General features: G+C 74.8%; 17 protein-coding genes. 13 read left to right on the forward strand and 4 right to left on the reverse strand.

Going from position 1 to position 23289, the window contains the following annotated elements; all coding sequences use genetic code 11:
* Window positions 1–5: 5 nt before the first annotated feature.
* On the forward strand, window positions 6–1430 hold the full coding sequence (locus ACZ7KX_RS29815; RefSeq protein ID WP_470329171.1) for a sensor histidine kinase: 1425 nt from the start codon (window positions 6–8) through the stop codon (window positions 1428–1430).
* Window positions 1431–1515: 85 nt separating this feature from the next.
* On the opposite strand, the gene ACZ7KX_RS29820 is transcribed toward ACZ7KX_RS29815, so the two are convergent.
* Window positions 1516–2535, reverse strand: a complete 1020-nt coding sequence (locus ACZ7KX_RS29820) for a TAXI family TRAP transporter solute-binding subunit (protein WP_470329172.1) — start codon at window positions 2533–2535, stop codon at window positions 1516–1518.
* Between the two features lie 140 nt (window positions 2536–2675).
* Here ACZ7KX_RS29820 and miaB point away from each other — a divergent pair, with 140 nt between their 5' ends.
* Together miaB and ACZ7KX_RS29830 are read left to right on the forward strand one after the other, a co-directional pair.
* Entirely contained in the window at window positions 2676–4178 is a 1503-nt protein-coding gene (gene miaB / locus ACZ7KX_RS29825; protein WP_350523387.1) for a tRNA (N6-isopentenyl adenosine(37)-C2)-methylthiotransferase MiaB, read from the forward strand.
* A gap of 78 nt (window positions 4179–4256) precedes the next feature.
* Window positions 4257–4955, forward strand: a complete 699-nt coding sequence (locus tag ACZ7KX_RS29830; protein ID WP_350523386.1) for a class III extradiol dioxygenase subunit B-like domain-containing protein — start codon at window positions 4257–4259, stop codon at window positions 4953–4955.
* 6 nt (window positions 4956–4961) lie between these two features.
* Here the strand turns inward: ACZ7KX_RS29830 and ACZ7KX_RS29835 are convergent, their stop codons facing one another.
* Entirely contained in the window at window positions 4962–5207 is a 246-nt protein-coding gene (locus ACZ7KX_RS29835) for an antitoxin (protein WP_470329173.1), read from the reverse strand.
* A 209-nt stretch (window positions 5208–5416) separates the two neighbouring features.
* Here ACZ7KX_RS29835 and miaA point away from each other — a divergent pair, with 209 nt between their 5' ends.
* From miaA to hflX, 5 genes are all read left to right on the forward strand, one after another.
* Window positions 5417–6361, forward strand: a complete 945-nt coding sequence (gene miaA, locus ACZ7KX_RS29840; RefSeq protein WP_470329174.1) for a tRNA (adenosine(37)-N6)-dimethylallyltransferase MiaA — start codon at window positions 5417–5419, stop codon at window positions 6359–6361.
* Window positions 6362–6588: 227 nt separating this feature from the next.
* On the forward strand, window positions 6589–7101 hold the full coding sequence (locus ACZ7KX_RS29845) for a hypothetical protein (RefSeq protein WP_470329175.1): 513 nt from the start codon (window positions 6589–6591) through the stop codon (window positions 7099–7101).
* Window positions 7102–7133: 32 nt separating this feature from the next.
* Complete coding sequence (gene dapF / locus ACZ7KX_RS29850; protein WP_396549651.1) at window positions 7134–8045, forward strand: diaminopimelate epimerase; 912 nt, start codon at window positions 7134–7136, stop codon at window positions 8043–8045.
* A 192-nt stretch (window positions 8046–8237) separates the two neighbouring features.
* Entirely contained in the window at window positions 8238–10412 is a 2175-nt protein-coding gene (locus ACZ7KX_RS29855) for a RelA/SpoT family protein (RefSeq protein WP_470329176.1), read from the forward strand.
* A 339-nt stretch (window positions 10413–10751) separates the two neighbouring features.
* Window positions 10752–12254, forward strand: coding sequence for a GTPase HflX (gene hflX / locus ACZ7KX_RS29860; RefSeq protein WP_470329177.1), 1503 nt, complete (start codon window positions 10752–10754; stop codon window positions 12252–12254).
* 113 nt (window positions 12255–12367) lie between these two features.
* Here the strand turns inward: hflX and ACZ7KX_RS29865 are convergent, their stop codons facing one another.
* A complete protein-coding gene (locus ACZ7KX_RS29865; RefSeq protein WP_470329178.1) occupies window positions 12368–13486 on the reverse strand; it encodes a trypsin-like serine peptidase in 1119 nt (372 codons plus the stop codon).
* 54 nt (window positions 13487–13540) lie between these two features.
* Window positions 13541–14743, reverse strand: a complete 1203-nt coding sequence (locus ACZ7KX_RS29870; RefSeq protein WP_470329179.1) for a trypsin-like serine peptidase — start codon at window positions 14741–14743, stop codon at window positions 13541–13543.
* Between the two features lie 484 nt (window positions 14744–15227).
* Between ACZ7KX_RS29870 and ACZ7KX_RS29875 the strand changes: the two genes are divergently transcribed.
* The 5 genes from ACZ7KX_RS29875 (at window position 15228) to ACZ7KX_RS29895 (ending at window position 23129) form a co-directional block, all read left to right on the forward strand.
* A complete protein-coding gene (locus ACZ7KX_RS29875; protein ID WP_470329180.1) occupies window positions 15228–17054 on the forward strand; it encodes an IucA/IucC family protein in 1827 nt (608 codons plus the stop codon).
* Window positions 16946–17617: a GNAT family N-acetyltransferase gene (locus tag ACZ7KX_RS29880; RefSeq protein ID WP_470329229.1), complete on the forward strand. Its 672-nt coding sequence runs from the start codon at window positions 16946–16948 to the stop codon at window positions 17615–17617. The genes ACZ7KX_RS29875 and ACZ7KX_RS29880 overlap by 109 nt, the downstream gene beginning before the upstream one ends.
* A gap of 150 nt (window positions 17618–17767) precedes the next feature.
* Window positions 17768–19186 (forward strand): lysine N(6)-hydroxylase/L-ornithine N(5)-oxygenase family protein, encoded by a 1419-nt coding sequence (locus ACZ7KX_RS29885; RefSeq protein WP_470329181.1) that lies wholly within the window; start codon window positions 17768–17770, stop codon window positions 19184–19186.
* Window positions 19164–20987 (forward strand): IucA/IucC family protein, encoded by a 1824-nt coding sequence (locus ACZ7KX_RS29890; RefSeq protein ID WP_470329182.1) that lies wholly within the window; start codon window positions 19164–19166, stop codon window positions 20985–20987. The genes ACZ7KX_RS29885 and ACZ7KX_RS29890 overlap by 23 nt, the downstream gene beginning before the upstream one ends.
* Window positions 20988–20999: 12 nt before the next feature.
* On the forward strand, window positions 21000–23129 hold the full coding sequence (locus ACZ7KX_RS29895; RefSeq protein ID WP_350523374.1) for an ATP-dependent DNA helicase: 2130 nt from the start codon (window positions 21000–21002) through the stop codon (window positions 23127–23129).
* Window positions 23130–23289 lie beyond the last annotated feature (160 nt).

The raw sequence follows: 23289 nt of genomic DNA on the forward strand, positions 1-23289 counted from the left end.
CGCACGTGCGCACCCGCCTGCTCGGCATCCTGATCGCCCTCATGCTCTGCGTCCTGGCCGCCCTGGGGCTGCCGCTCGCGGCGGCGGTCGCGGCGGCCGAGCAGACCAGGGTCGTCGTCGACCGGCTCGACGACGCCGCCCGCTTCGCCCAGGACCTGCCCACCTCCGGCGCTGCCGACTCGGCGCGCAAGGGCGATCCGGAGCCCGCCCCCGGGGACCTCAGCCGACAGCACTCGATCGACGCCGAGGTCCGCCGCTACTTCGACCTCTACGGCGTGCGCCTGGGCATCTTCCAGCGCGACGGCCTGCCGATCGCCGCCGCGCCCGCCGACTGGCGGGTGCCCACCGCCGGCTGGGGCGCCCAGGCCTTCCAGGAGGCGCTGGACGGGCGGCGCAGCCACAACCCGCCGCAGGTCTGGCCGTGGACGCCGGACCGGACGATCACCGTCGCCGCCCCGGTGGTGCGCGACGGCGACGTGGTCGCGGTGGTGCTGAGCGAGTCCCCCACCGGGGCGCTGCGCACCCGGGTGCTGCACAAGTGGCTGGTGCTGGTCGCGGGCGAGGCCGCCGCGATGATCGTCGCCGTGCTGCTGGCCGTCCGGCTCACCGAATGGGTGCTGCGCCCGGTGCGCACCCTGGACCGGGCCACCCACGACATCGCCACCGGCCGGATGGCCGCCCGGGTCGCCCCCGGCGGCGGCCCGCCCGAACTGCAGCGCCTGGCGCGCTCCTTCAACGAGATGGCGGACCACGTGGTGCTCGCCATGGACCAGCAGAAGGCCTTCGTCGCGGACGCCTCCCACCAGCTGCGCAACCCGCTCTCGGCACTGCTGCTGCGGGTCGAGGTGCTCGGCCTGGAGCTGCCCGAGGGCCACGAGGAGGAGCTCAGCGGCGTACGGGAGGAGGGCACCCGGCTCGCCCGGGTGCTGGACGACCTGCTCGGGCTGGCCACCGCCGAGCACGCCCGCCCCGAACCGGAGCGCACCGACCTGGCCGAGCTCACCCTGGCCCGGGTGGACGCCTGGCGGCCGGTCGCCGAGCAGCGCGGGATCGCGCTGCGCTGGGACGGTCCGGCCCTGGCGGTCGGCATGGCGGACCCGATCGGCTTCGGCTCGGCCCTGGACGCCGTGGTGGACAACGCGCTCAAGTTCGGCCCGGCCGGCAGCGAGGTGCGCCTACGGGTATCGGTGCGCCGGGACGAGGTCGCGGTCACCGTCACCGACGCCGGGCCCGGCCTCACCGAGGACGAGCTGTCCCGGGCCGGCGACCGCTTCTGGCGCAGCCCCCGGCACCAGAACGTGGACGGCTCCGGGCTGGGCCTGTCCATCGCCCGTACGCTGCTGGCGGCCGGCGGCGGCTCGCTGGGCTTCGCGCCGGTCAAGCCGACCGGGCTCGCGGTGACGCTGGCGGTGCCGCGGCCGGAGAAGTAGCCGGGCCCGGTGGCCGGTGCCGGGCGCGCCCCGTCACGGGCGGGGCGTCGTCACGGGCGGGGCGTCGTCACGGGCCGGGGCACCGTCAGGGCTTCACCGAGCGGTAGTAGCGCGCCGCGCCCGTGTGCAGCGGGAGCGGGTCGGTGTAGACGGCGGTGCGCAGGTCGACCAGCTGGGCGGCGTGCACCTGGGCGCCGATCTGGTCGCGGCTGTCGATCACCGCGCGGGTCATGCCCTCGACCAGGTCCGGGTCCGCGTCGTCCCGGGTGATCAGCAGGTTGGGCACGGCCACCGTGGCCACGGCGTCCTTGGGCTCGGCGTTCGGGTAGGTGCCCGTGGGCATGGTGGCCGCCCGGTAGGCGTCGGTGCCGCCGCCCTCGGCCTTGTGCAGCGCCTCGGAGAGGTCGCTCAGCGGCACGATCCGGATCTTGACGTGGTCGGAGAGGTCGGTGAGCGCGCTGGTGGGCAGGCCGCCGGACCAGAAGAACGCGTCCAGCCCGCCCGTGCGCAGGTCGTCGGCGGCCTCGCCGACCCCCTTCGGCACCGGGACGATGTCCCGCTCCGGGTCCAGCCCGGCCGCGGCCAGCAGCCGCTTGGTCACCAGGTTCACCCCGGACTGCGGCAGGCCGACGCCGACCCGCAGGCCCTTGAGGTCGGCGGTGCGGTGCACCGGGGAGGAGGCCGGGACGATCAGCTGCAGGTAGTCGTCGTAGAGCCGGGCGATCGCCCGCAGCCGGCCCTTGTCCGGGCCCTGGTAGTCGGCGACCGCGTCGGCGGTGGCGATCGCGAAGGTGTCCCGGCCGGTGATCACCCGGCTGAGGTTCTCTATCGAGCCCTCGGTGTTGTCCAGGGCCAGCCGCACCCCCGGCATCGTCCCGGAGACGTGTGCCTGCAGCAGCTGCCCGTACCGGTCGTAGACGCCGCGCTGCACGCCGGTGGCGAAGCGGACCTCCCCGCGCGGGTACCCGGGCGAGCGGCCCGCCGACAGCCACCAGCCGCCGAAGCCGGCGACCAGCAGCACCAGCACCAGCACCGTCCGCCACAGCGGGCTGCGCGCCGCGGTGCGGACGGCGGCGCCGAGGCGGGACGGGGTGGTGGGGGCCATGCAGGGATACTGCCAGGCGCTCCGGCCGAACGGGAGTGGAACGGGACGGGGAATGTTCGGTGAAAGGGCTGGGGAGGCTCCCGGGACGGGACGGGGAAGCTTCGGGAAAACCGCTGCGCGGCTGCCCGTACCCTGGTCTGGTGAGCGGTGAGAGCGGATTGAAGAGCTACAAGGTCGTCACGCACGGCTGTCAGATGAACGTCCACGACTCCGAGCGGCTGTCCGGGCTGCTGGAGGAGGCGGGCTACGTCAAGGCCGGGCCCGAGGGCGACCCGGACCTGGTGGTGTTCAACACCTGCGCGGTGCGCGAGAACGCCGACAACAAGCTGTACGGCAACCTCGGCCAGCTGGCGCCGGTCAAGAGCCGCCACCAGGGCATGCAGATCGCCGTCGGCGGCTGCCTGGCCCAGAAGGACCGCGACACCATCGTCAAGCGCGCCCCCTGGGTCGACGTGGTGTTCGGCACCCACAACATCGGGCACCTGCCGGCGCTGCTGGAGCGGGCCGCGATCGAGCGCAAGGCCCAGGTCGAGATCCTGGAGTCGCTGGAGACCTTCCCCTCCACCCTCCCGACCCGCCGCGACTCCGCGTACGCCGCCTGGGTCTCGATCTCGGTCGGCTGCAACAACACCTGCACCTTCTGCATCGTCCCCGCGCTGCGCGGCAAGGAGGAGGACCGCCGCCCCGGCGACGTCCTCGCCGAGATCGAGGCGCTGGTGGACGAGGGCGTCATCGAGGTCACCCTGCTCGGCCAGAACGTCAACGCCTACGGCTCCGACCTGGGCGACCGCGAGGCCTTCTCCAAGCTGCTGCGCGCCGCCGGGCAGGTCGAGGGCCTGGAGCGGATCCGCTTCACCTCGCCGCACCCGCGCGACTTCACCGACGACGTGATCGCCGCGATGGCCGAGACGCCGAACGTGATGCACCAGCTGCACATGCCGCTGCAGTCCGGCTCGGACCGCGTGCTCAAGGCGATGCGCCGCTCCTACCGCCAGGAACGCTTCCTCGGGATCATCGCGAAGGTCCGCGAGGCGATGCCGGACGCGGCGATCTCCACCGACATCATCGTGGGCTTCCCCGGCGAGACCGAGGAGGACTTCGAGGACACCATGCACGTCGTCCGCGAGGCCCGCTTCACCAACGCCTTCACCTTCCAGTACTCCAAGCGCCCCGGCACCCCGGCGGCGGAGATGGAGGACCAGGTGCCGAAGGAGGTCGTGCAGGCCCGCTACGACCGCCTGATCGCCCTCCAGGAGGAGATCTCCTGGGAGGAGAACAAGAAGCAGGTCGGGCGGACCCTGGAGATCCTGGTCGCCGAGGGCGAGGGCAAGAAGGACGACCAGACCCGGCGCCTCTCCGGCCGGGCTCCCGACAACCGCCTGGTCCACTTCACCAAGCCCGAGGAGCCGGTGCGCCCGGGCGACATGGTGACCGTCGAGATCACCTACGCCGCCCCGCACCACCTGCTGGCCGAGGGCCCGACGCTCGCGGTGCGCCGCACCCGGGCCGGTGACGCCTGGGAGAAGCGCCAGGCCAAGCCCGCCGCCAAGCCGGCCGGCGTGATGCTCGGACTGCCGTCCGTCGGCGCCCCGGCCGCGCTGCCCCTGGCGGCGCCGGCGGGCGGGGCCTGCTGCGGCGACTGACGCGCTGCCCGTACCGGCGGCCCGGCGGGACTCCCGAGTCCCGCCGGGCCGCCGCCGTCGTTGGCTAGAGTGATCCACATGCTGGTAGCCGCCGCCGTGTGCCCCTGTCCGCCGCTGCTCGTCCCGGAGGTCGCCGCCGGGGCGGCGAGCGAGCTGGACGCGCTGCGCGCCGCCTGCGACGAGGCGCTGGCGGCGCTGGTCGCGGCCGGGCCGCAGCTGGTCGTGGTGGTCGGCACCGGGCCGGAGGCCGAGGTGTGGACCGAGGGCGGGGCCGGCTCCTTCCACCGCTACGGGGTGCCGCTGGTCGCCAAGCTGCCGGGGGAGCGGGTCGAGGGACCGGAGCTGGCGCCCTCGCTGACCGTCGGCGCCTGGCTGCTGGAGCGCGCCGGGGTGACCCTGCCGACGCACGCCTGCGCGGTGCCCGCCGACGCCCCGGCCGACCGGATGCTCGGCCTCGGCCAGGGCCTGGCCGGGCTCGCCGACCGGGTCGCCCTGCTGGTGCTCGGCGACGGCAGCGCCTGCCGCTCGGTGAAGGCGCCCGGCTACCTGGACGAGCGGGCCGAGGGCTTCGACGCGGCGCTGGCCGCCGCCCTGGGCTCGGCCGACCTGCCCGCCCTGGCCGCGCTGGACGCGGGCCTGGCCGCCGAGCTCAAGGCCGGGGGACGGGCGCCCTGGCAGGTGCTGGCCGGCGCCGCGGAGGGCGCCGGCCTGACCGGGCGGCTGGGCTACCAGGAGGCGCCGTACGGGGTCGGGTACTTCGTGGCGTCCTGGTCCTGACGCGCGTCAGGACCGCGGGGGCTGCCCCGGCTCGCCCGGCTTCGGCTTGTGGGCGAAGTCGCCGACGGCGTCCTTGGCCTTGCCGGCACCGTGCTCGATCTTGTCGCTGTACTTGCCCTTGGTCGCCTTGTCGATCGCGCCGCCGGCCTTGTCCACGGCCCGCTCGATCTGGTCGCTGTGCTTGCCGGCCAGCTCGCTGGCCTTCTCCTTGAACTCCTCGGCCTTGCCCTTGAGGTTGTCCATCAGACCCATGGCGGTCTCACCCTTCCCCGTCGTCCGGTCGGTCCCCGTCCCCTGCACAACGTCCGTACCCCGGGAAGCGTTCGCAAACCGGGCATCACCTGGGGAAACGGCCGGAAGCGGTCCGGAGGAGGGCCCCGGGAACGGTCCCGTCGTCGCGCCGCGGCGGGCGACCGGCAGCCCGGTCCCCGGCACCGCGCGGGTTTTGCGAGACTGGAACGGTGAGCAGCCTCCGCACCCCGCGTGTCATCTCGATCGTCGGCGCGACCGCCGCCGGCAAGTCCGACCTGGCCGTCGCCCTCGCCCGCAGCCTCGACGGCGAGGTGATCAACACCGACTCGATGCAGCTGTACCGGGGCATGGACATCGGCACCGCCAAGCTCACCGTGGACGAGCGCGGCGGAGTGCCGCACCACCTGATGGACGTCTGGGACGTCACCGAGGCCGCCAGCGTCGCCGAGTACCAGCGGCTGGCCCGGGCCGAGATCGACCGGCTGCTCGCCGCCGGGCGCACGCCCGTCCTGGTCGGCGGCTCCGGGCTGTACGTCCGGGCGGCGATCGACGAGATGGAGTTCCCCGGCACCGACCCGCAGGTGCGGGCCCGGCTGGAGGCCGAGCTGGCGGAGGCCGGCCCGTACGCGCTGCACCGGCGGCTGGCCGAGCTGGACCCGGCCGCCGCCGAGGCGATCCTGACCAGCAACGGGCGGCGGATCGTCCGGGCGCTGGAGGTCATCGAGATCACCGGCCTGCCGTTCACCGCCAACCTGCCGACCAACACCGCCGTCTACGACGCGGTGCAGATCGGCGTCGCCGTGCCGCGCCCCGAACTGGACGAGCGGATCGCGCTGCGGGTCGACCGGATGTGGGAGGCCGGGCTGCTCGACGAGGTGCGGGCACTGGAGCGGATCGGGCTCCGGGAGGGGAAGACCGCCTCCCGGGCGCTCGGCTATCAGCAGGTGCTCGACCACTTCGGCGGCGAGTGCACCGAGGACGAGGCGCGGGCCGAGACCGTCCGGGCCACCAGGCGCTTCGCCCGCCGCCAGGAGTCCTGGTTCCGCCGGGACGACCGGATCAACTGGCTCTCCCGACCGGCCGGCACCGACCCCTCGGAGCTGCTCGGGCGCTCCCTCGAACTGATCGAGCGTCAGGGAGTTCCGGCCGTCTAGGACGGGTTCCGGCCAATTCGGCGGTGCACCTGCGCGCGCAGGTGGGCGTGCAGGACGAACCGGCGGTCACGGCCCGATCACGTGATGGCCACGGATCACCCGCCGACCCCGGTCAGGCCCGGAACGCCCCCCTGGACATGCCATCATCGATGCCATAGGGGTCGGCCGAACGGGCCGACCGTGCCCGGCCGCGAGTCCGCTCGTGTCGAACAGTCAGGGGAGGCCGTGTGTCGACGGGTACCGGCCCCGAGCCCGGTCAGAGCGGGAGCGTCACCGCGCCGGCCGAGGAGTTCGACGAGTCGACGATGGGCGACCTCCCCGTGCTGACCGGACTGCAGGCGCCGACCTCGTACGCGGCCGCGGTGCCCGCCCTGGACACCCGCACCCCGCCCGGTGGCGCGGTGCACGAGCGGGAGATCCGCCCGCTGCGCCGACTGCGCTGGTGGCAGACGCTGCCGATCGCCCTGATGGGCACCCTCGGCTCGCTGATGTTCGCCTTCCCGCTCGCCTTCGGCTCGGCCGGCGCGCGCGCCACCATGGTCGGGATGCTCGGGCTGCTGCTCACCGCCGCCTCGGTCGGCTGGGGCGCGATGGCCGCCCGGCACGCGGGCTACACGTGGCCCGGGCTGCCGCGCCGGGGCTCCGGGCAGCGGGCCGGCTGGAAGGCGATCGTGGTCTACACCCTGATCGCGCTCGCCGCGTGCGCGCTCGCGGTCTGGCGGGTCGCCTACCTGCGCTGAGCACCTCCGCCCGGCTCAGTACCATCGGGAGGGTGAGCACATCCTCTCCCCGGCACGACGGCATCCCCTTCTTCAAGGGGCACGGCACCCAGAACGACTTCGTCATCCTCCCGGACCCGGACGGCGCGCTGGAGATCGGTCCCGAGACCGTCGCCGCGCTGTGCGACCGGCGGGCCGGCATCGGCGGGGACGGGCTGCTGCGCGTGGTGCGCTCGGCCGCCGACCCGGCCGCCAGGGGGATGGCCGACCGGGCCGAGTGGTTCATGGACTACCGCAACTCCGACGGCAGCATCGCCGAGATGTGCGGCAACGGCCTGCGGGTCTTCGCCCGCTTCCTGGTCGAGGCCGGCCTGGCCAAGCCCGGCGAGCTGGCCGTCGCGACCCGCTCCGGAGTGCTCACCGCGACGGTCGCGGAGGCCGCCGAGGACGGCACGCCCGGCGACGTCACCATCGACATGGGCCGCGCCCGGCTGCCCGGCCCGGACGGCATCGAGGTCGCGGTCGGCGAGCGGCGCTGGCCGGCGCTGAACGTCAACATGGGCAACCCGCACGCGGTGGCCTTCGTGGAGAGCCTCGACCACGCCGGGAAGCTGGTCGACGCGCCGCTCACCAGCCCGGAGGGCGTCTACCCGGAGGGCGTCAACGTCGAGTTCGTGGTGGACCGCGGGCCGCGGCACGTCGCGATGCGGGTGCACGAGCGCGGCTCGGGCGAGACCCGCTCCTGCGGCACCGGGGCCTGCGCCGTCGCGGTGGCCGCCATCCGCCGGGACGGCGTCGACCCGGCCGTCACCGGCGAGTCCGTCGCGTACACCGTGGACGTGCTGGGCGGCCGACTGGTCATCACCGAGCACCCGGACGGCGGGGTGCAGATGACCGGGCCGGCGGTGATCGTGGCCGAGGGACGGCTGGACGGGCGCTGGTGGGAGTCCGTGCACCGCGGCTGACGGCCCGGTTTGCCCAATTCATGCGGTGACGAATCCCCCCGATCGGGTGATACCGGTCGCGGACGGGAACCACGGCGTCGCGGAACGTGCTCTGCTCGGTAGCATGGACCACCGGGTCGATCACCCCTGGGAGGGGTAGCAGGATCACCCCCTCTGGAGGGGCCGCGCCCGGCGACGTTGCCGGAGGTGCCGATGACCATCGAAGCCGGGCAGTCCCTGACGGGGCAGCCGACGACCGTACGGCAGGCCGGGGCCAGGAGGCCCCTCGGAGAGCTCGGCCGGGCAGCCCTCGGCCGGGCCGGCCGGGCCGCGTTACTGGCCACCGGGCGGCCGCCCGTGCCGGACGCCCTGGAACCGCTCGTCCGGGTGCACCGCCGGCACCATCCGCAGGCCGACCTCGGCCTGCTCGCCCGGGCGTACCGGCTCGCCGAGGCCAGCCACCGCGGCCAGAAGCGCAAGAGCGGCGAGCCGTACATCACCCACCCGCTGGCCGTCACCATGATCCTGGCCCAACTCGGCGCCGGGACCACCACCCTGGTCGCCTCGCTGCTCCACGACACCGTCGAGGACACCGAGTTGACCCTGGACCAGGTGGGCGCGAGCTTCGGGCCCGAAGTCGCCTACCTGGTCGACGGGGTGACGAAGCTGGAGAAGGTCGACTTCGGCGCCGCCGCCGAGGCGGAGACCTTCCGCAAGATGCTGGTCGCCACCGGCGACGACGTCCGGGTGATGGTGATCAAGCTGGCCGACCGGCTGCACAACATGCGCACCATCCGGCACATGAAGCCGGCCAGCCAGGTGCGGATCGCCAAGGTCACCCGGGACGTGCTGATCCCGCTGGCCGAACGGCTCGGCATCCAGGTGCTCAAGGCGGAGCTGGAGGACATCGTCTTCGCCACCCTGCACCCCGAGGAGCACGCCCGCACCCGCGCCCTGATGGCCGGTCACGAGGCGGGGCCGGACACCGTGCTGGAGCCCTTCGCCCGGCAGCTGGCCCGCCAGCTGGCCGAGGCCGGCGTGGCCGCCGAGGTGACCGTCCGGCCCCGGCACTGCGTCTCGCTGCACCGGGTGCTGCTCAGGCGGACCGGCGCGCCCGGACCGGACGGCCGGCCGCAGGGCCCGCGGCCGGCCGACTTCGGGCGGCTGCTGGTGGTGGTCGAGGAGAACGCGGACTGCTACGCCGTGCTCGGCGAACTCCACACCTGCTGGACGCCGCTGCCCGGGGAGTTCAAGGACTTCGTCGCCGCGCCCAAGTTCAACCTCTACCAGTCGCTGCACACCGCCGTGGCGCTGAGCGGCGGCGCGGTGGTCGAGGTGCTGGTCCGCACCCGCCGGATGCACGACGTCGCCGAGACCGGGGTGGTCGCGCTGGGCGACCCCTCCCCGGCCGCCACCGCCCAGGACGCCGACGAACTGGACCGCACCGACCCGGCCCGGCCGGGCTGGCTCAGCCGACTGCTGGAGTGGCAGCAGGAGACGCCCGACCCGGACGCCTTCTGGTCCGCGCTCACCGCCGACCTGGCCGGCGACCGCGAGATCACCGTGGTGACGGAAGGCGGCGAAACGCTTCAGCTGAGGGCCGGCGCCACCTGCGTGGACGCGGCCTACCTGCTCGGCGAGGAGACCGGCCACCGGTGTATCGGGGTCCGGGTCAACGGGCGGCTCAGCGCGCTCTCCACCGTGCTGGAGGACGGCGACCTGATCGCGGTGCTCACCGAGACCCTGCCGGCGGGCGGCGGCCAGCCCTCCGGCCCCGCCCCCGAATGGCTGGCGCACGCCCGCACCCCCGCCGCCCGGCTGGCCATCGAGCGCTGGCTGGCCGACCCGCCGGCCCGGCCGCCGGCCGTCCGCACCGGGCCCGCCGCGGCCCAGGCCGCCCCGCCCGGCCGGCGCACCGCGGAGAAGCGGGCCGCCCCGGTCGCGGTGGCCGGACGGCCCGGGGCGACCGTACGGCTGGCGCGCTGCTGCACGCCCGTCCCGCCGGACGAGGTGGCCGGCTACCCGATCCGCGGCGGCGCGGTGGCCGTGCACCGCACCGGTTGCCCGGCGGGGGAGCGGATGCGGGCCGACGGACGGGTCGCGCTGGAGGTCCGCTGGCAGCCGCAGGACGCCCCGGCGGCCGGGCACCGGGCCACCCTGCGGGCCGAGGCGCTGAACCGGCCCCGGCTGCTGGCCGACCTCACGGCGGCGATCTCCGCCCAGGGGGTCGGCATCGTGTCGGCCGAGGTCGAGCCGCCGCAGGAGTCGCGGGTCCGGCACACCTACACCGTCGAACTGCCCGCGCCGGGCGCGCTGCCGGGGCTGATGCGGGCGATGCTGCGGGTCTCCGGGGTGTTCGACGTCAGCCGCCCGCACGGCCCGGCGTGAGGGCAGGCGCCGGCACGGGGGGCGGCCGGACACCGGGCCGGGGGTCGGGGGCCGGGTGCCGGCCCCCGTACGGCCCGGGGTACGGCGGGTCGGGCCGTACGGGGGCGCCCGCCGCGCTCCGGTGAAATGGGGATGACCCGCCCGCGCCGGGCGTGCGACCATCATGGGGAATTCACGGCCGGTCCACGGCGTTCCCAGGGCACAGGAGCCCCGGTGCCACCCGAGGACCCGAGGGGTAGCTCACCCCGCCCGGACGGTAGCCGGGGCGGCAGCTGGGCAGACTCCTGAGGGGACCGTCCGGTCCCCCGAGCCACCCGTACCAGCGAGCCAAAGGACAGAATGACCTCCACGTTCGACACCCGCGACCACGCCGACGCTCCGCGCCGCTTCGACGGTCTGCGGGCGGAAGCCCTCATGGACGAGGACCTCGCGGCCATCGACGAGGACCTCGGCCACCACTACGACGGCGACCAGTACGACCGCAGCGAGCGCGCCGCCCTGCGCCGGGTCGCCGGCCTCTCCACCGAACTCGAAGACGTCACCGAGGTCGAGTACCGCCAGCTCCGCCTGGAGCGCGTGGTGCTCGTCGGCGTCTGGACCGACGGCACGCTGGAGGAGGCGGAGAACTCCATGGCGGAGCTCGCCGCGCTCGCCGAGACCGCCGGTTCCGAGGTGCTGGACGGCGTCATCCAGCGCCGCGACAAGCCCGACGCGGCCACCTACATCGGCTCCGGCAAGGCGCAGGAGCTGCGCGACATCGTCGCCTCCAGCGGCGCCGACACCGTGGTCTGCGACGGTGAGCTCACCCCCGGCCAGCTGATCCACCTGGAGGACGTGGTCAAGGTCAAGGTCGTCGACCGGACGGCCCTGATCCTGGACATCTTCGCCCAGCACGCCAAGTCCCGGGAGGGCAAGGCGCAGGTCTCGCTCGCGCAGATGCAGTACATGCTGCCGCGGCTGCGAGGCTGGGGTCAGTCGCTGTCCCGGCAGATGGGTGGTGGTGGCTCCGGCTCGTCCGGCGGCGGCATGGCCACCCGTGGTCCCGGTGAGACCAAGATCGAGACCGACCGGCGCCGGATCCGCGAGAAGATGGCGAAGCTCCGCAGGGAGATCGCCGACATGAAGAAGGGCCGCGACACCAAGCGCCAGGAGCGCAAGCGCCACCAGGTGCCGTCGGTGGCCATCGCCGGGTACACCAACGCCGGCAAGTCCTCCCTGCTCAACCGGCTCACCGGCGCGGGCGTGCTGGTGGAGAACGCGCTGTTCGCCACCCTGGACCCGACGGTCCGCCGGGCCCAGACCCCGAGCGGGCGGGTCTACACCCTGGCCGACACCGTCGGCTTCGTCCGGCACCTGCCGCACCACCTGGTCGAGGCCTTCCGCTCGACCATGGAGGAGGTCGCCGACGCGGACCTCATCCTGCACGTGGTGGACGGCTCGCACCCCGAGCCGGAGACGCAGCTGGCCGCCGTCCGCGAGGTCATCGTCTCGGTCGACGCACAGAACGTGCCGGAGATCGTGGTGATCAACAAGGCGGACGCCGCCGACCCGCACGTGCTGCAGCGCCTGCTGCGCCGCGAGCCGCACGCCATCGTGGTGTCGGCCCGCAGTGGCGCGGGCATCGAGGAGCTGCTCAAGCTCATCGACGACGAGCTGCCGCGACCGGCCGTCGAGGTGCGGGCCCTGGTGCCCTACACCCAGGGCGCGCTGGTCTCCCGGGTGCACGCGGAGGGCGAGCTGCTCTCCACCGAGCACACCGGCGAGGGCACGCTGCTGCACGCCAAGGTGGCGGCCGAGCTGGCCGCCGAGCTGGAGCACTTCGCGGTGGCCCTGCAGGGCTGACGCGCGAGCGCACTGAGGGCCCCCGGACCGTGGTCCGGGGGCCCTCCGCGTGCGTGCGCGGTCATCGGCCGGGGCCGGCGGGCGTGGCCCGCTGACGGGGCCGGCGGGCGGGGCTAGCGGACGTTCTTGGCGAAGAAGTCGAAGGCCTGCTTCGCCTGGTCCTGCAGCGAAGGGCCGGCCTGGTACCCGGCCGGACTGCGGTCGCCGATCGCGCCGACGCTGATCAGGTTGGGCTTGCCGTCCCTGGTGACGAACCAGCCGCCGCCGCTCGACCCGGCGGTCATGGCGCAGCCGATCACGTACATCGGCGGGCGGGTCGGGTCGAAGGAGAGGCGGCCGGGCGGGACCGGGGAGTCGCAGTGGTCCAGCTCCGTGCCGTCGAAGGGCCGCTCGGCCGGGTAGCCGTAGGCCGCGGCCGCGGTGATCCGGTCGCGCGGGGCGTTGAACCAGACCGGGACCGAGCCGCCGACCGTCTCCTCCAGGGACGCGCCGGAGCCGTTCTCGGCACGCACCCGCAGGATCCCGTAGTCGAACTGGTTGTGGGCGCCGACGCCGCTCTCCTGGAGCCAGGTCGGCGACACCAGCGCGCGCACCGCCGTCCACCGGCCGTACGGGGCGCTCTGCGCGTCGGAGTGCGGCTTGCCGCGGCCCGCCTGGCCGTCCCGGTTGAAGCCGGGCACGAACACCAGGTTCTTCTGCCAGCCGCCGCCCCCGCCGTCGTGCAGGCAGTGCGCGGCGGTGTAGACGAGGTTGCTGCGCCCGGGGTTGACCGGGTCGGCGACCACGGTGGCGGAGCAGGCCGCGTCGCCCTGCGGCGTGGTCATGAAGAGCCGGCCGACCACGGCGGTGGCCTGGCCGTACGGGTGCGGCTGGGGCTGGGCCGGGACGGCGGCGGGCGGGGCGTCCCGTTCGACGCCGGCGGCGGCGGGGGCGGTGAGCGAGTACTCCGGGGTGGGCCGGGGCTTGGCGGCGTCCATCCGGGCGGCCGACCAGAAGCCCGCCGCGGTCTCGTTGGCGAACCTGCTGTCGGCGACGTACTTCGTCCAGTCCTCCAGCTTCCAGCCCGTCAGGTCGCCCAGGCTGGTGGGCGCGGAGGTGGGGAGGGCGGGGGGCGGGGCGACCGGCCGGGCGGGGCCGTCCGGGCCGCAGCCGGCTGCGGCCAGGGCGGCCGCGGCGAGCAGCGCGGCGCCGGCCGTCCTGGCGCGGCGCCCCCGGCTGGTGTTCGTCGGCATGCTGGATCGTCCCCCGTGCTGTGCTGGTGTTTCCGCTCCGCCCCCCGGTGGCGGCTACTGCTTCCTGGAGATCCAGTCCAGGGCCTGCCTGGCGACCGTCTCCAGGTACGGGCCGCTGAGCGAGGTGTGGTCCTGGGTGCCGATCGAGGTGTTGCTGACCAGGGCGGTCTTCCCGTCGGGCATGGTGGCGAACCAGCCGCCGCCGCTGGAGCCCTGGGTCATGTTGCAGCCGATCGTGAGCATCGTCGGGCGCTTGGCGTCGAAGGAGAGCCGGGTCGGCTTGCCGCCGTCGCACTTGTACAGCTCCTGGCCGTCGAACGGCTTGAGCAGCGGGTAGCCGACGGCCGAGACGTTCAGCTTGTCGCGCGGGGCGTCGAACCACACCGGGACGGCCGAACCGACCGTTTCCTCCAGGGACTTGCCGGTGTCGTTCTGGTTGTGCACGCGCATGACGGCGAAGTCGTACTGGTTGGCGGCGTCGCCGGTGCCGCCGCCCTCGACCATCCACTGCGGCGAGGTGGTGACCTGGTCGGCCCACCAGGTGCCGAGCGGGGCCAGTTCGGACAGCGGTGCGCGCTTGCCGCCGCTGGAGGCGCCCGAGTTGTTGTAGGCGGGCACGAACACCAGGTCCTTGTAGAAGCTGCCGCCCTTGCCCTCGTGCACGCAGTGGCCGGCCGTCCAGACCAGGTTGCTCCGGCCCGGGTGCTGCGGGTCGGCGATCACCGTCGCCGAGCAGTTGCCGCGGCCCCCCTTGGCGGAGAAGAACACCTTGCCGGAGGGCTGCTTGGTGTACGGGCGGGGCAGCGCGACGGCGTTGACCACCGGCGGTTCGGGGTCGGTCACGCCGTCGTCGGTGGTGGGCGCGGGGGTGGCCGGGGCGGGCTTGGTGGCGGGCGGGGCCGGCTCGGCGGGCTTGGAGTCGCCCATCTTGTCCGGATCCCAGAAGTCCTTCACCACCGGGTTGTCGAAGACGTGCTTGGACGCCCACTTGTCCCAGTCCTCGAACTTCCACTTCTTCAGGTCGTCCCAGCTCCTCGGCAGGCCCTCCAGCAGGCTGGTCGGCAGGCCGGAGGGGAGGGTGATCCCGCCGATCACGCCACCCCCGCCGCTGCCGCCGGTCGCCGCGGCCGAGGACGGCGGCGGCGCGGCGCTGCCCGGGCCGTCGCCCGCCGGGCCGTCCGGCCCGCAGGCGCTCACGGCGAGCAGGGTTCCGGCGACCACGGCGGCGGCCAGGGCTGATCGGTGGATCGTAGGCATCTGTGCGCATCCCCCTGTGCTCGGTCGGTTCTGTGCTGGGTCGGTCTGTTCCGGGCCGGTCTTCGCCGGGGCGTTTCCGGGCCCGGCCGGTGTCGGCCTGCCCGGTGACGGCCCGTCCGTCCGGTGCCGGCCCGGTCGGTGTCGGCCCGTCCGGTGACGGGTCGTCCGTGCGCGGCCGGTCCGCCGTGGGCGGGCCCGCCGTCCTGGAGTCTTCCATCGCGGACGAGGACGACCGTGTCCGCCCCCCGGTTGCGGGCCCGTCAGGAGGTCGCCGGTCCGTGACGCGGGACCGGTCGGCTCGTTGGCACAGCAGGGCATTTCACCCCGATGGTGGACAATCCCCGATCTTCACCCGGACGAGTGAGCCGTCCTTGTGATCACCCCTCAGGGATAGGTAACCCTTACCTGACGCGACGGTGAGAGCGCTCGCCGACCCCTCCACCACAGCGCGCGTCCGCACCCCCACGCGCCCCAAGGAGCAGCCTTGAGCACCGCCCTCACCGGAGCCCCGCCCGAACCGCCGCAGCCGGCGGAGCCCGTGCGCGAGGAGCACCAGCCCGGGCCCGACCCGCTGCTGCACCCCGACCCCGCCGTCGCCGCCGAACAGGCCGCCGTGGAAGCCCTGTTGCGCTGCTGGACGCGGGAGACCGGGGCCCGGCCCGGCCCGGACGGCCGGCTGCGGATCGCCGTCCTCGGCGGAGCCGCCCGGCTGACCGCCCCGGTCCGCTACTGGTCGCCCGGCGGCTGGCACCGCTTCGGTCCGGCCACCCTCGCGGCCGGCGCGGGCGGCGTCGTGGCGGAGGGGGCCGACGCCCCGGTGGACGCCGTCACCGCCGCCGCACTGCTCGCCGCCGCGGCCGCCGAGCGACCCGACCCCGGACAGGTCGCCGACCTCGCCGCCCGGGTCGCCGACTCGGTCGTCCGCACCGCCGAGATCCTCGCGCACCGCCGCACCGCCGCCGTGCCCGGCGGACCGGAGCGCTCGCACTTCCTCGCCGCCGAGCAGTCCCTGCTGCTGGGCCACCCGCTGCACCCCACCCCGAAGAGCCGCGACGGCCTCGGCCCCGCGCAGAGCGCCGCCTACTCGCCCGAACTGCACGGCTCCTTCCAACTCCACTGGTACGCCGTGGACCGCGAGCTGCTCGCCGCGGGATCCGCCGTCGCCGAGAGCGCCGACCGGCTCACCGCCGGGCTGCTCGACGGCCGCCTCGCCCTGCCGCCCGGCACCGCAGCCCTGCCCCTGCACCCCTGGCAGGCCCGCGAGCTCGCCCACCGCCCGGCCGTTGCCGCGCTGCTCGCCGACGGACTGCTGCACGACCTCGGACCGGCCGGCGAACCCTGGCACCCCACCTCCTCGGTGCGCACCGTCTACCGGCCCGGCAGCCCCTGGATGCTCAAGCTCTCGCTCGGCCTGCGGATCACCAACTCCCGCCGGGAGAACCTGCGCAAGGAACTGCACCGCGGCCTGGAGATGCACCGGCTGCTGGAGAGCGGCCTGGCCGCCGAGTGGCGGGCCGCCCACCCCGGCTTCGACATCGTCCGCGACCCGGCCTGGATCGGCGTCGACCACCCGGCGCTCGGCGACCCGGGCGGCCTGGACACCGTGCTGCGCGCCCAGCCCTTCGCGCCCGCCGAGCGCGCGCTGTGCGTCGCCGGACTGGTCGCCGAGCAGCCGCTCGGCACCGGCGACACCGTGCCCTCCCGGCTCGGCGACACCCTGCGGACGCTCGCCGCGCGCTGCGGCCGCCCGCTGCCGACGGTGACGGCCGAATGGTTCCTGCGCTACCTGGACGCCGTGGTGCTCCCCATCCTGTGGCTGGACGGCCGGGGCGGCATCGCCCTGGAGGCGCACCAGCAGAACAGCCTCGTCCTGCTGGACGCCGACGGCTGGCCGAGCGGCGGCCGCTACCGCGACAACCAGGGCTACTACTACCGGGAGAGCGCCGCCGAACGGCTCACCGCCCGGCTGCCCGGCCTCGGCGCCGACAGTGACACCTTCCTGCCGGACCCGGTCATCGACCACCACTTCGCCTACTACCTCGGGATCAACCACGTCCTCGGCCTGATCGGCGCCCTCGGCTCCCAGCGACTGGCCGACGAGACGGTGCTGCTGGCCGCGCTGCGCCGGTTCCTGGCCGGACCGCGGGTCGCCGCCACCGGCTCGGCGCTGCCCGCCCTGCTGCTGGACGCGCCCACGCTGCCCTGCAAGGCCAACCTGCTCACCCGGATCAACGGCATGGACGAACTGGTCGGCCCGGTCGCCAGCCAGTCCGTCTACGTGGACATCCCCAACCCGGTGGCGGGTGGCTGATGCTGGACGACCTGCCCGGGTGGGGCGCGATCCCCACCCCGGCCGGCGAGTTCCGGCTCAGCCCGGTCCGGCTGCCCGCCGACCTGGAACTGCTCGCCGGGTGGATGAACGACCCCGAGGTCGCGGCCTTCTGGGAGCTCGCCGGGCCGGCGGAGGCCACCGGCCGGCACGTCCGGGCGCAGCTGGACGGCGACGGCCGCAGCGTCCCCTGCCTCGGCCTGCTCGACGGCGAGCCGATGAGCTACTGGGAGGTCTACCGCGCCGACCTCGACCCGCTGGCCGCGCACTACCCGGCCCGGCCGCACGACACCGGCGTCCACCTGCTGCTCGGCCCCGCCGCCAGCCGCGGCCGGGGGCTCGGGGCCGTCCTGCTGGCCGCGCTCGCCGAACGGATCCTGCGCCGCCGCCCGGCCTGCGAGCGGGTCGTCGCGGAACCGGACGTCCGCAACCGGCGCTCGGTCCGGGCCTTCGAACGGGCCGGGTTCCGGGCGGCCGCCGAACTCGACCTGCCCGACAAGCGCGCTGCCCTGATGGTGCGGGCCCGGGCACCCCGCGCCGTGTAGCCCCGCCCGCGGGGCTGCGCCGCCCCGGCCCGGGCAGCACCCGCCCCGGCCCGGGCAGCACCCGCCCCGCCCGGGCCGACCACGCCCCGCCCCGATCCCGCCCGGCCCCGACCGATCCGCCCCCGGCCCCGAACCCGCCTAGGACACCCCGTGGACACCCCAGCACCGCCGCCGTACGACCTGCTCGGCGTCGGCATCGGCCCGTTCAACCTCTCGCTCGCCGCGCTCGCCCAGCCCGTCCCCGGCCTGCGCACGCTCTTCTGCGACCAGCGCCCGGAGTTCCGCTGGCACCACGGGATGCTGGTGGACGGGGCCCGGATGCAGGTGCCGTTCCTCGCCGACCTGGTCTCGCTGGTGGACCCGACCAGCCCGTGGTCCTTCCTCAACTACCTACGCGAACAGGACCGGCTGTTCCCGTTCTACTTCGCCGAGCGCTTCCAGCTGCCGCGCCGCGAGTACGACCACTACTGCCGCTGGGCCGCCGAGCGGCTGGCCAACTGCCGCTTCGGCACCGAGGTCACCGCCCTGCACTGGGCCGCCGCACCGGGGGAGGAGCCCTGCTACCGGGTCGAGCTGACCGACACCGCGACCGGCCGGCGGTCCACCGTGCGGGCCCGCAACCTGGCCCTCGGCGTCGGCACCCGCCCGGTCCTGCCCGACGCCTTCGCCGGCCTCGCCGACCACCCGCGGGCCTTCCACTCCGCCGACTACCTGGACCGCCGCGCCGACCTGGCCGGCGCCCGGGACATCACCGTGATCGGCAGCGGGCAGTCCGGCGCCGAGGTCTTCCTCGACCTGCTCCGCCGCCACGGGGACGACGGCGTCCGGCTGCGCTGGCTCACCCGCACCCGGGCGCTCGCACCCATGGAGTACTCCAAGCTCGGCCTGGAGCACTTCACCCCCGACTACACCCGCTACTTCCACGGCCTGCCCGGACCCGTCCGGGACGCCCTGGTCACCGCCCAGTGGCAGCTCCACAAGGCCGCCAGCGCCGAGACCCTCGCCGAGATCCACGACCACCTCTACGAGCGCACCATCGGCCGCCCGATCGACGACGCCCCGGTCGAGATCACCCCCGGCACCGCCGTCACCGGCACCCGCCCCGGCCCCTGCGGCGGCCTCGAACTGCACTGCCGGCACACCGACTCCGGCGCCGAGCACCTCCTGCGCACCGACGCCGTCGTGCTCGCCACCGGCTACCGGGCCGCCCGCCCGGCCGCGCTCGAACCGCTCGCCGACCTCATCGACTGGGACGAGGCCGGGCGCTACCGGGTCGACCTGGACCACCGGGTCGCCACCCGGCCCGGGCTCACCGGCGGCCTCTACGTCCAGAACGCCGAACTGCACACCCACGGCGTCGGCACACCCGACCTGGGACTCGGCGCCCACCGCGCCGCCGTGATCCTCAACGCCGTCACCGGGCGGACCGTCCACCGGCTGCCCGACCGCACCGCCTGGACCGGCTTCGCGCCGTCCGTCCCGGCACCGCCCGTCAGCGCACCCCTCGAACAGACCCCCGTCCTCCCCCGCCCCCAGGAGCTGACCCGTGCCGCAACCGTCGGCCGCTGAACCGCCGCTCTACCTGCCCCCGCACCTCACCGCCGGGCACTGGCAGCGGGCCGGCCGCGCCCTGCTCGCCAAGATGCTCGGCGAGTTCGCCTACGAGGAACTGCTCAAACCCGCCCCCGGGGCCCTCGACGGCGAGTACCTGCTGAAGCTGCCCGAGGTCGAGTACCGCTTCACCGCCCGGCGCGGCGCCTACGACGGGTGGCAGGTCGAGCCCGGGTCGATCAGCTGCTCCCGCCCCGACGGACTGGACCCGCTGCGCTTCCTGCCGTACGCCCGGCAGACCCTCGGCATGCGCGGCGAGACCACCGCCCACCTGATCCGCGAACTCTCCGCCACCCTGACCTCCGACGCCCGCCAGCTCGCCACCGCGCTCACCGCCGCCGAACTCGCCGAGCTCGACCACACCGCGCTGGAGGGCCGGCAGGGCGGCCACCCCTGGATCGTCCCCAACAAGGGCCGGATCGGCTTCTCCGCCGGCGACGCCGCCCGCTGGACCCCGGAGGCCCGCAGCCCCCGCCCACTGCCCTGGATCGCCGTCCACCGCCGGCTCGCCGAGTACCGGGGCGTGCCCGGCCTGGAACACCCGGAGCAGCTGTACGCCCGCGAGCTGGACGACGTCGGGGCACTGCGCGCCGCCCTGGGCCCGGACGCCGACGACTACCTGCTGCTGCCCGTCCACCCCTGGCAGTGGGAGGAGACGGTCCTGCCCCTGTTCGCGCCCTGGATCGCCTCCGGCGAGATCGTTCCGCTGCCCTCGGACGGCGACCCACGGCTGCCCCAGCAGTCCATCCGCTCCTTCTTCAACACCGCCCACCCCGAGCGCTGCACCGTCAAGCTGCCCCTGTCCATCCTCAACACCCTGGTCTGGCGCGGCCTGCCCACCGAACGCACCCTGGCCGCGCCCGCCGTCACCGCCTGGCTGCACGGCCTGCGCGACGCCGACCCGTTCCTGCGCGACGAGTGCCGGGTGATCCTCCTCGGCGAGATCGCCTCCGTCACCGTCGACCACCCCGTCTACGGCGCGATGCCCGAGGCCCCGTACCAGTACAAGGAACTGCTCGGCGCGATCTGGCGCGAACCGCTCGGCCCCTGCCTGGACGGCGGCGAGCGTGCCCGCACCCTGGCCGCCCTGCTGCAGACCGGCTCCGACGGGCGGGCCCTCGCCGCCGAGCTGATCGCCCGCTCCGGCCTCACCCCGGCCGAGTGGACCGGCCGGCTGTTCGCCGCGATGCTGCCGCCCCTGCTGCACTTCCTCTACCGGTACGGACTGGTCTTCTCCCCGCACGGCGAGAACGCCATCGTGGTCTTCGACGAACGCGACACCCCGACCCGGCTCGCGGTCAAGGACTTCGTGGACGACGTCAACCTCAGCTCGCAGGACCTGCCCGAGCTGGGCGACCTGCCCGCCGAGGTCGCCGACGTGCTGCTGCGGGAGGGGGCGCAGGGGCTCTGCCAGTTCATCCACTCCGGGCTGTTCATCGGCGTCTTCCGCTACCTCGCCCCGCTGCTGGAGGCGCAGACCGGCCTGCCGGAGACCGAGTTCTGGGCCCTGCTGCGCGCCGAGGTCCTGCGCCACCAGGACCGCTTCCCCGAGCTGCGCGAGCGCTTCGAGCTGTTCGACCTGTTCCGGCCCCGGATCGACCGGCTCTGCCTCAACCGCAACCGGCTGCTCCTCGACGGCTACCAGGACCGCCCGCACCGCCCGCACGCCGCCCGGTTCGGGACCGTGCCGAACGCGTTGGTGGCGGTGGACGTGCGGCTGCCCGCGCAACGGGACCGGATTGTCACCCCCGCCCCGTAGGGTGGGAGGGTCATGACGAACGACTCCGAATCCCACGACTCCGAATCCCAGCGGGCGGCGGACCTCGGCGACGACGCCGGGGAAGCCGTGGCCGTCCCGCGCTCGCGGATCCCCGAGCTGCTGCACGCCGCGGTGGCGGCCGTCGGCGGCGTCGAACGCCCCGGTCAGGTCCGGATGGCCGAGGCCGTCGCCGACGCCGTCGACCACGGCGAGCACCTGCTCGTCCAGGCCGGCACCGGCACCGGGAAGTCCCTGGCCTACCTGGTGCCCGCGCTCGCCCACGGGGACCGCGTGGTGGTCGCCACCGCCACCCTGGCGCTGCAACGCCAGCTGGTGGAGCGGGACTTGCCGCGCACCGTCGAGGCAATGCACCCGGTGCTGCGCCGCCGCCCGCTGTTCGCGATGCTCAAGGGCCGCTCCAACTACCTGTGCCTGCACCGGGCCAACGAGGGCACCCCGAGCGACGAGGGCGAGGGCCTGTTCGACCCGGTGGACGCGCTCGGCGGGCCCACCGGCAAGCTCGGGCAGGACGTGCTGCGGCTGCGCGACTGGGCCGAGGAGACCGAGACCGGGGACCGGGACGACATGAGCCCCGGCGTCTCCGACAGGGCCTGGGCCCAGCTGTCGGTCACCTCCAAGGAGTGCCTGGGCGCCACCCGCTGCCCGTACGGGCAGGAGTGCTTCGCCGAGAAGGCGCGGGAGCGGGCCAAGCTGGCGGACGTCGTGGTCACCAACCACGCGATGCTCGCGATCGACGCGATCGAGGGTGCTCCGGTGCTGCCCGAACACGGGCTGCTGATCGTGGACGAGGCGCACGAGCTGGTCAACCGGGTCACCGGTGCGGCCACCGCCGAGCTGACCGTCGGCGCGGTCAACCGGGCCGTGAAGCGGGCCGCCCGGCTCGCCAACGAGAAGGCCGTGGACGCCCTGCAGGCCGCGGCCGAGAACTACCACGGCCTGATGGAGACCGCCCAGCCCGGCCGGGTCGAGGAACTGCCCGAGTACCTGGCGTACGCGGTCACCGCGATCCGGGACGCCGCCCGCCAGGTGATCAGCTCGCTCGGCGAGACCAGGGACAAGGGGCTCAGCGACGAGGACGCCGTCCGCAAGCAGGCGATGGCCTCGGCCGAGACCCTGCACGAGACCGCCGAGCGGCTGCTGGAGGACTCCGAGTACGACGTGGTCTGGATCGAGCGCAGCGACCGCTACGGGCTGGGCACCGCCTCGCTGCGGGTCGCCCCGCTGAGCGTCTCCGGGCTGCTGCGCGAGGGGCTGTACAAGGAGCGCTCGGTCGTCCTCACCTCGGCCACGCTCAAGCTCGGCGGGGACTTCAACGGTGTCGCCGCCTCCGTCGGCCTGCCGTCCGAGACCCGGCTGCCGGACGTCCGGACGGCCGGGGACAACCCCGAGCCCGGCCCCGGGTTCGGCGAGGACGCGGTGCCGCACTGGCGCGGGATCGACGTCGGCTCCCCGTTCAAGTACCCCAAGCAGGGCATCCTGTACGTCGCCAAGCACCTGGCCGACCCCGGGCGCGATCCCGAACGGCCCGACATGCTGGACGAGTTGGCCGAGCTGATCGGCGCGGCCGGCGGGCGGACACTGGGCCTGTTCTCCTCGATGCGCGGCGCCCAGGCCGCCGCCGAGGCGATGCGGGAACGGCTCGACCAGCGGATCCTGCTCCAGGGGGAGGACACCCTCGGCGAGTTGATCCGCGAGTTCGCCTCGGACGCGTCCACCTGCCTGTTCGGCACGCTCTCGCTCTGGCAGGGCGTGGACGTGCCCGGTTCGGCCTGCCAGCTGGTCGTGATGGACCGCATCCCGTTCCCCCGGCCGGACGACCCGCTGATGAGCGCCCGCCAGAAGGACGTCGAACAGCGCGGCGGCAACGGCTTCATGGCGGTCGCGGCGACGCACGCGGCACTGCTGATGGCGCAGGGCGCGGGTCGGCTGGTGCGCGCGGCGGACGACCGCGGCGTGGTGGCGGTGCTCGACCCGCGGGTGGAGACCAAGCGGTACGGGGGCTTCTTCCGCTCCTCGATGCCCGAGTTCTGGTACACCACGGACCGCAACCAGGTGCGCCGCTCGCTGGCGGCGATCGACGCCTCGGCGGCTCCGGTGCGGCCGGTGGTGAAGCGGGGCTGATCGCCGGCTGATCGTCCCGGGCCGTGATGCGCCGGCCACCCGTGGTGCTCCGGTCGGCGCGGGCCCGGGCGGCGCGGCCTCGGCCGGGTCGGCCCCGGTCGGTGCGGGCCCGGGAGGGAACGACGGAGGGGCTCCCCGCGGATCGCGGTGGAGCCCCTTC

The sequence above is a fragment of the Kitasatospora sp. NPDC038210 genome, assembly GCF_055600605.1.

Coding starts and splice junctions, on each gene's coding strand:
- hflX (WP_470329177.1), top strand. CDS start 10,752: ATGACCTCCACGTTCGACACCCGCGACCACGCCGACGCTCCGCGCCGC.
- ACZ7KX_RS29870 (WP_470329179.1), bottom strand. CDS start 14,743: ATGCCTACGATCCACCGATCAGCCCTGGCCGCCGCCGTGGTCGCCGGA.
- ACZ7KX_RS29830 (WP_350523386.1), top strand. CDS start 4,257: ATGCTGGTAGCCGCCGCCGTGTGCCCCTGTCCGCCGCTGCTCGTCCCG.
- ACZ7KX_RS29865 (WP_470329178.1), bottom strand. CDS start 13,486: ATGCCGACGAACACCAGCCGGGGGCGCCGCGCCAGGACGGCCGGCGCC.
- ACZ7KX_RS29895 (WP_350523374.1), top strand. CDS start 21,000: ATGACGAACGACTCCGAATCCCACGACTCCGAATCCCAGCGGGCGGCG.
- ACZ7KX_RS29835 (WP_470329173.1), bottom strand. CDS start 5,207: ATGGGTCTGATGGACAACCTCAAGGGCAAGGCCGAGGAGTTCAAGGAG.
- ACZ7KX_RS29855 (WP_470329176.1), top strand. CDS start 8,238: ATGACCATCGAAGCCGGGCAGTCCCTGACGGGGCAGCCGACGACCGTA.
- ACZ7KX_RS29820 (WP_470329172.1), bottom strand. CDS start 2,535: ATGGCCCCCACCACCCCGTCCCGCCTCGGCGCCGCCGTCCGCACCGCG.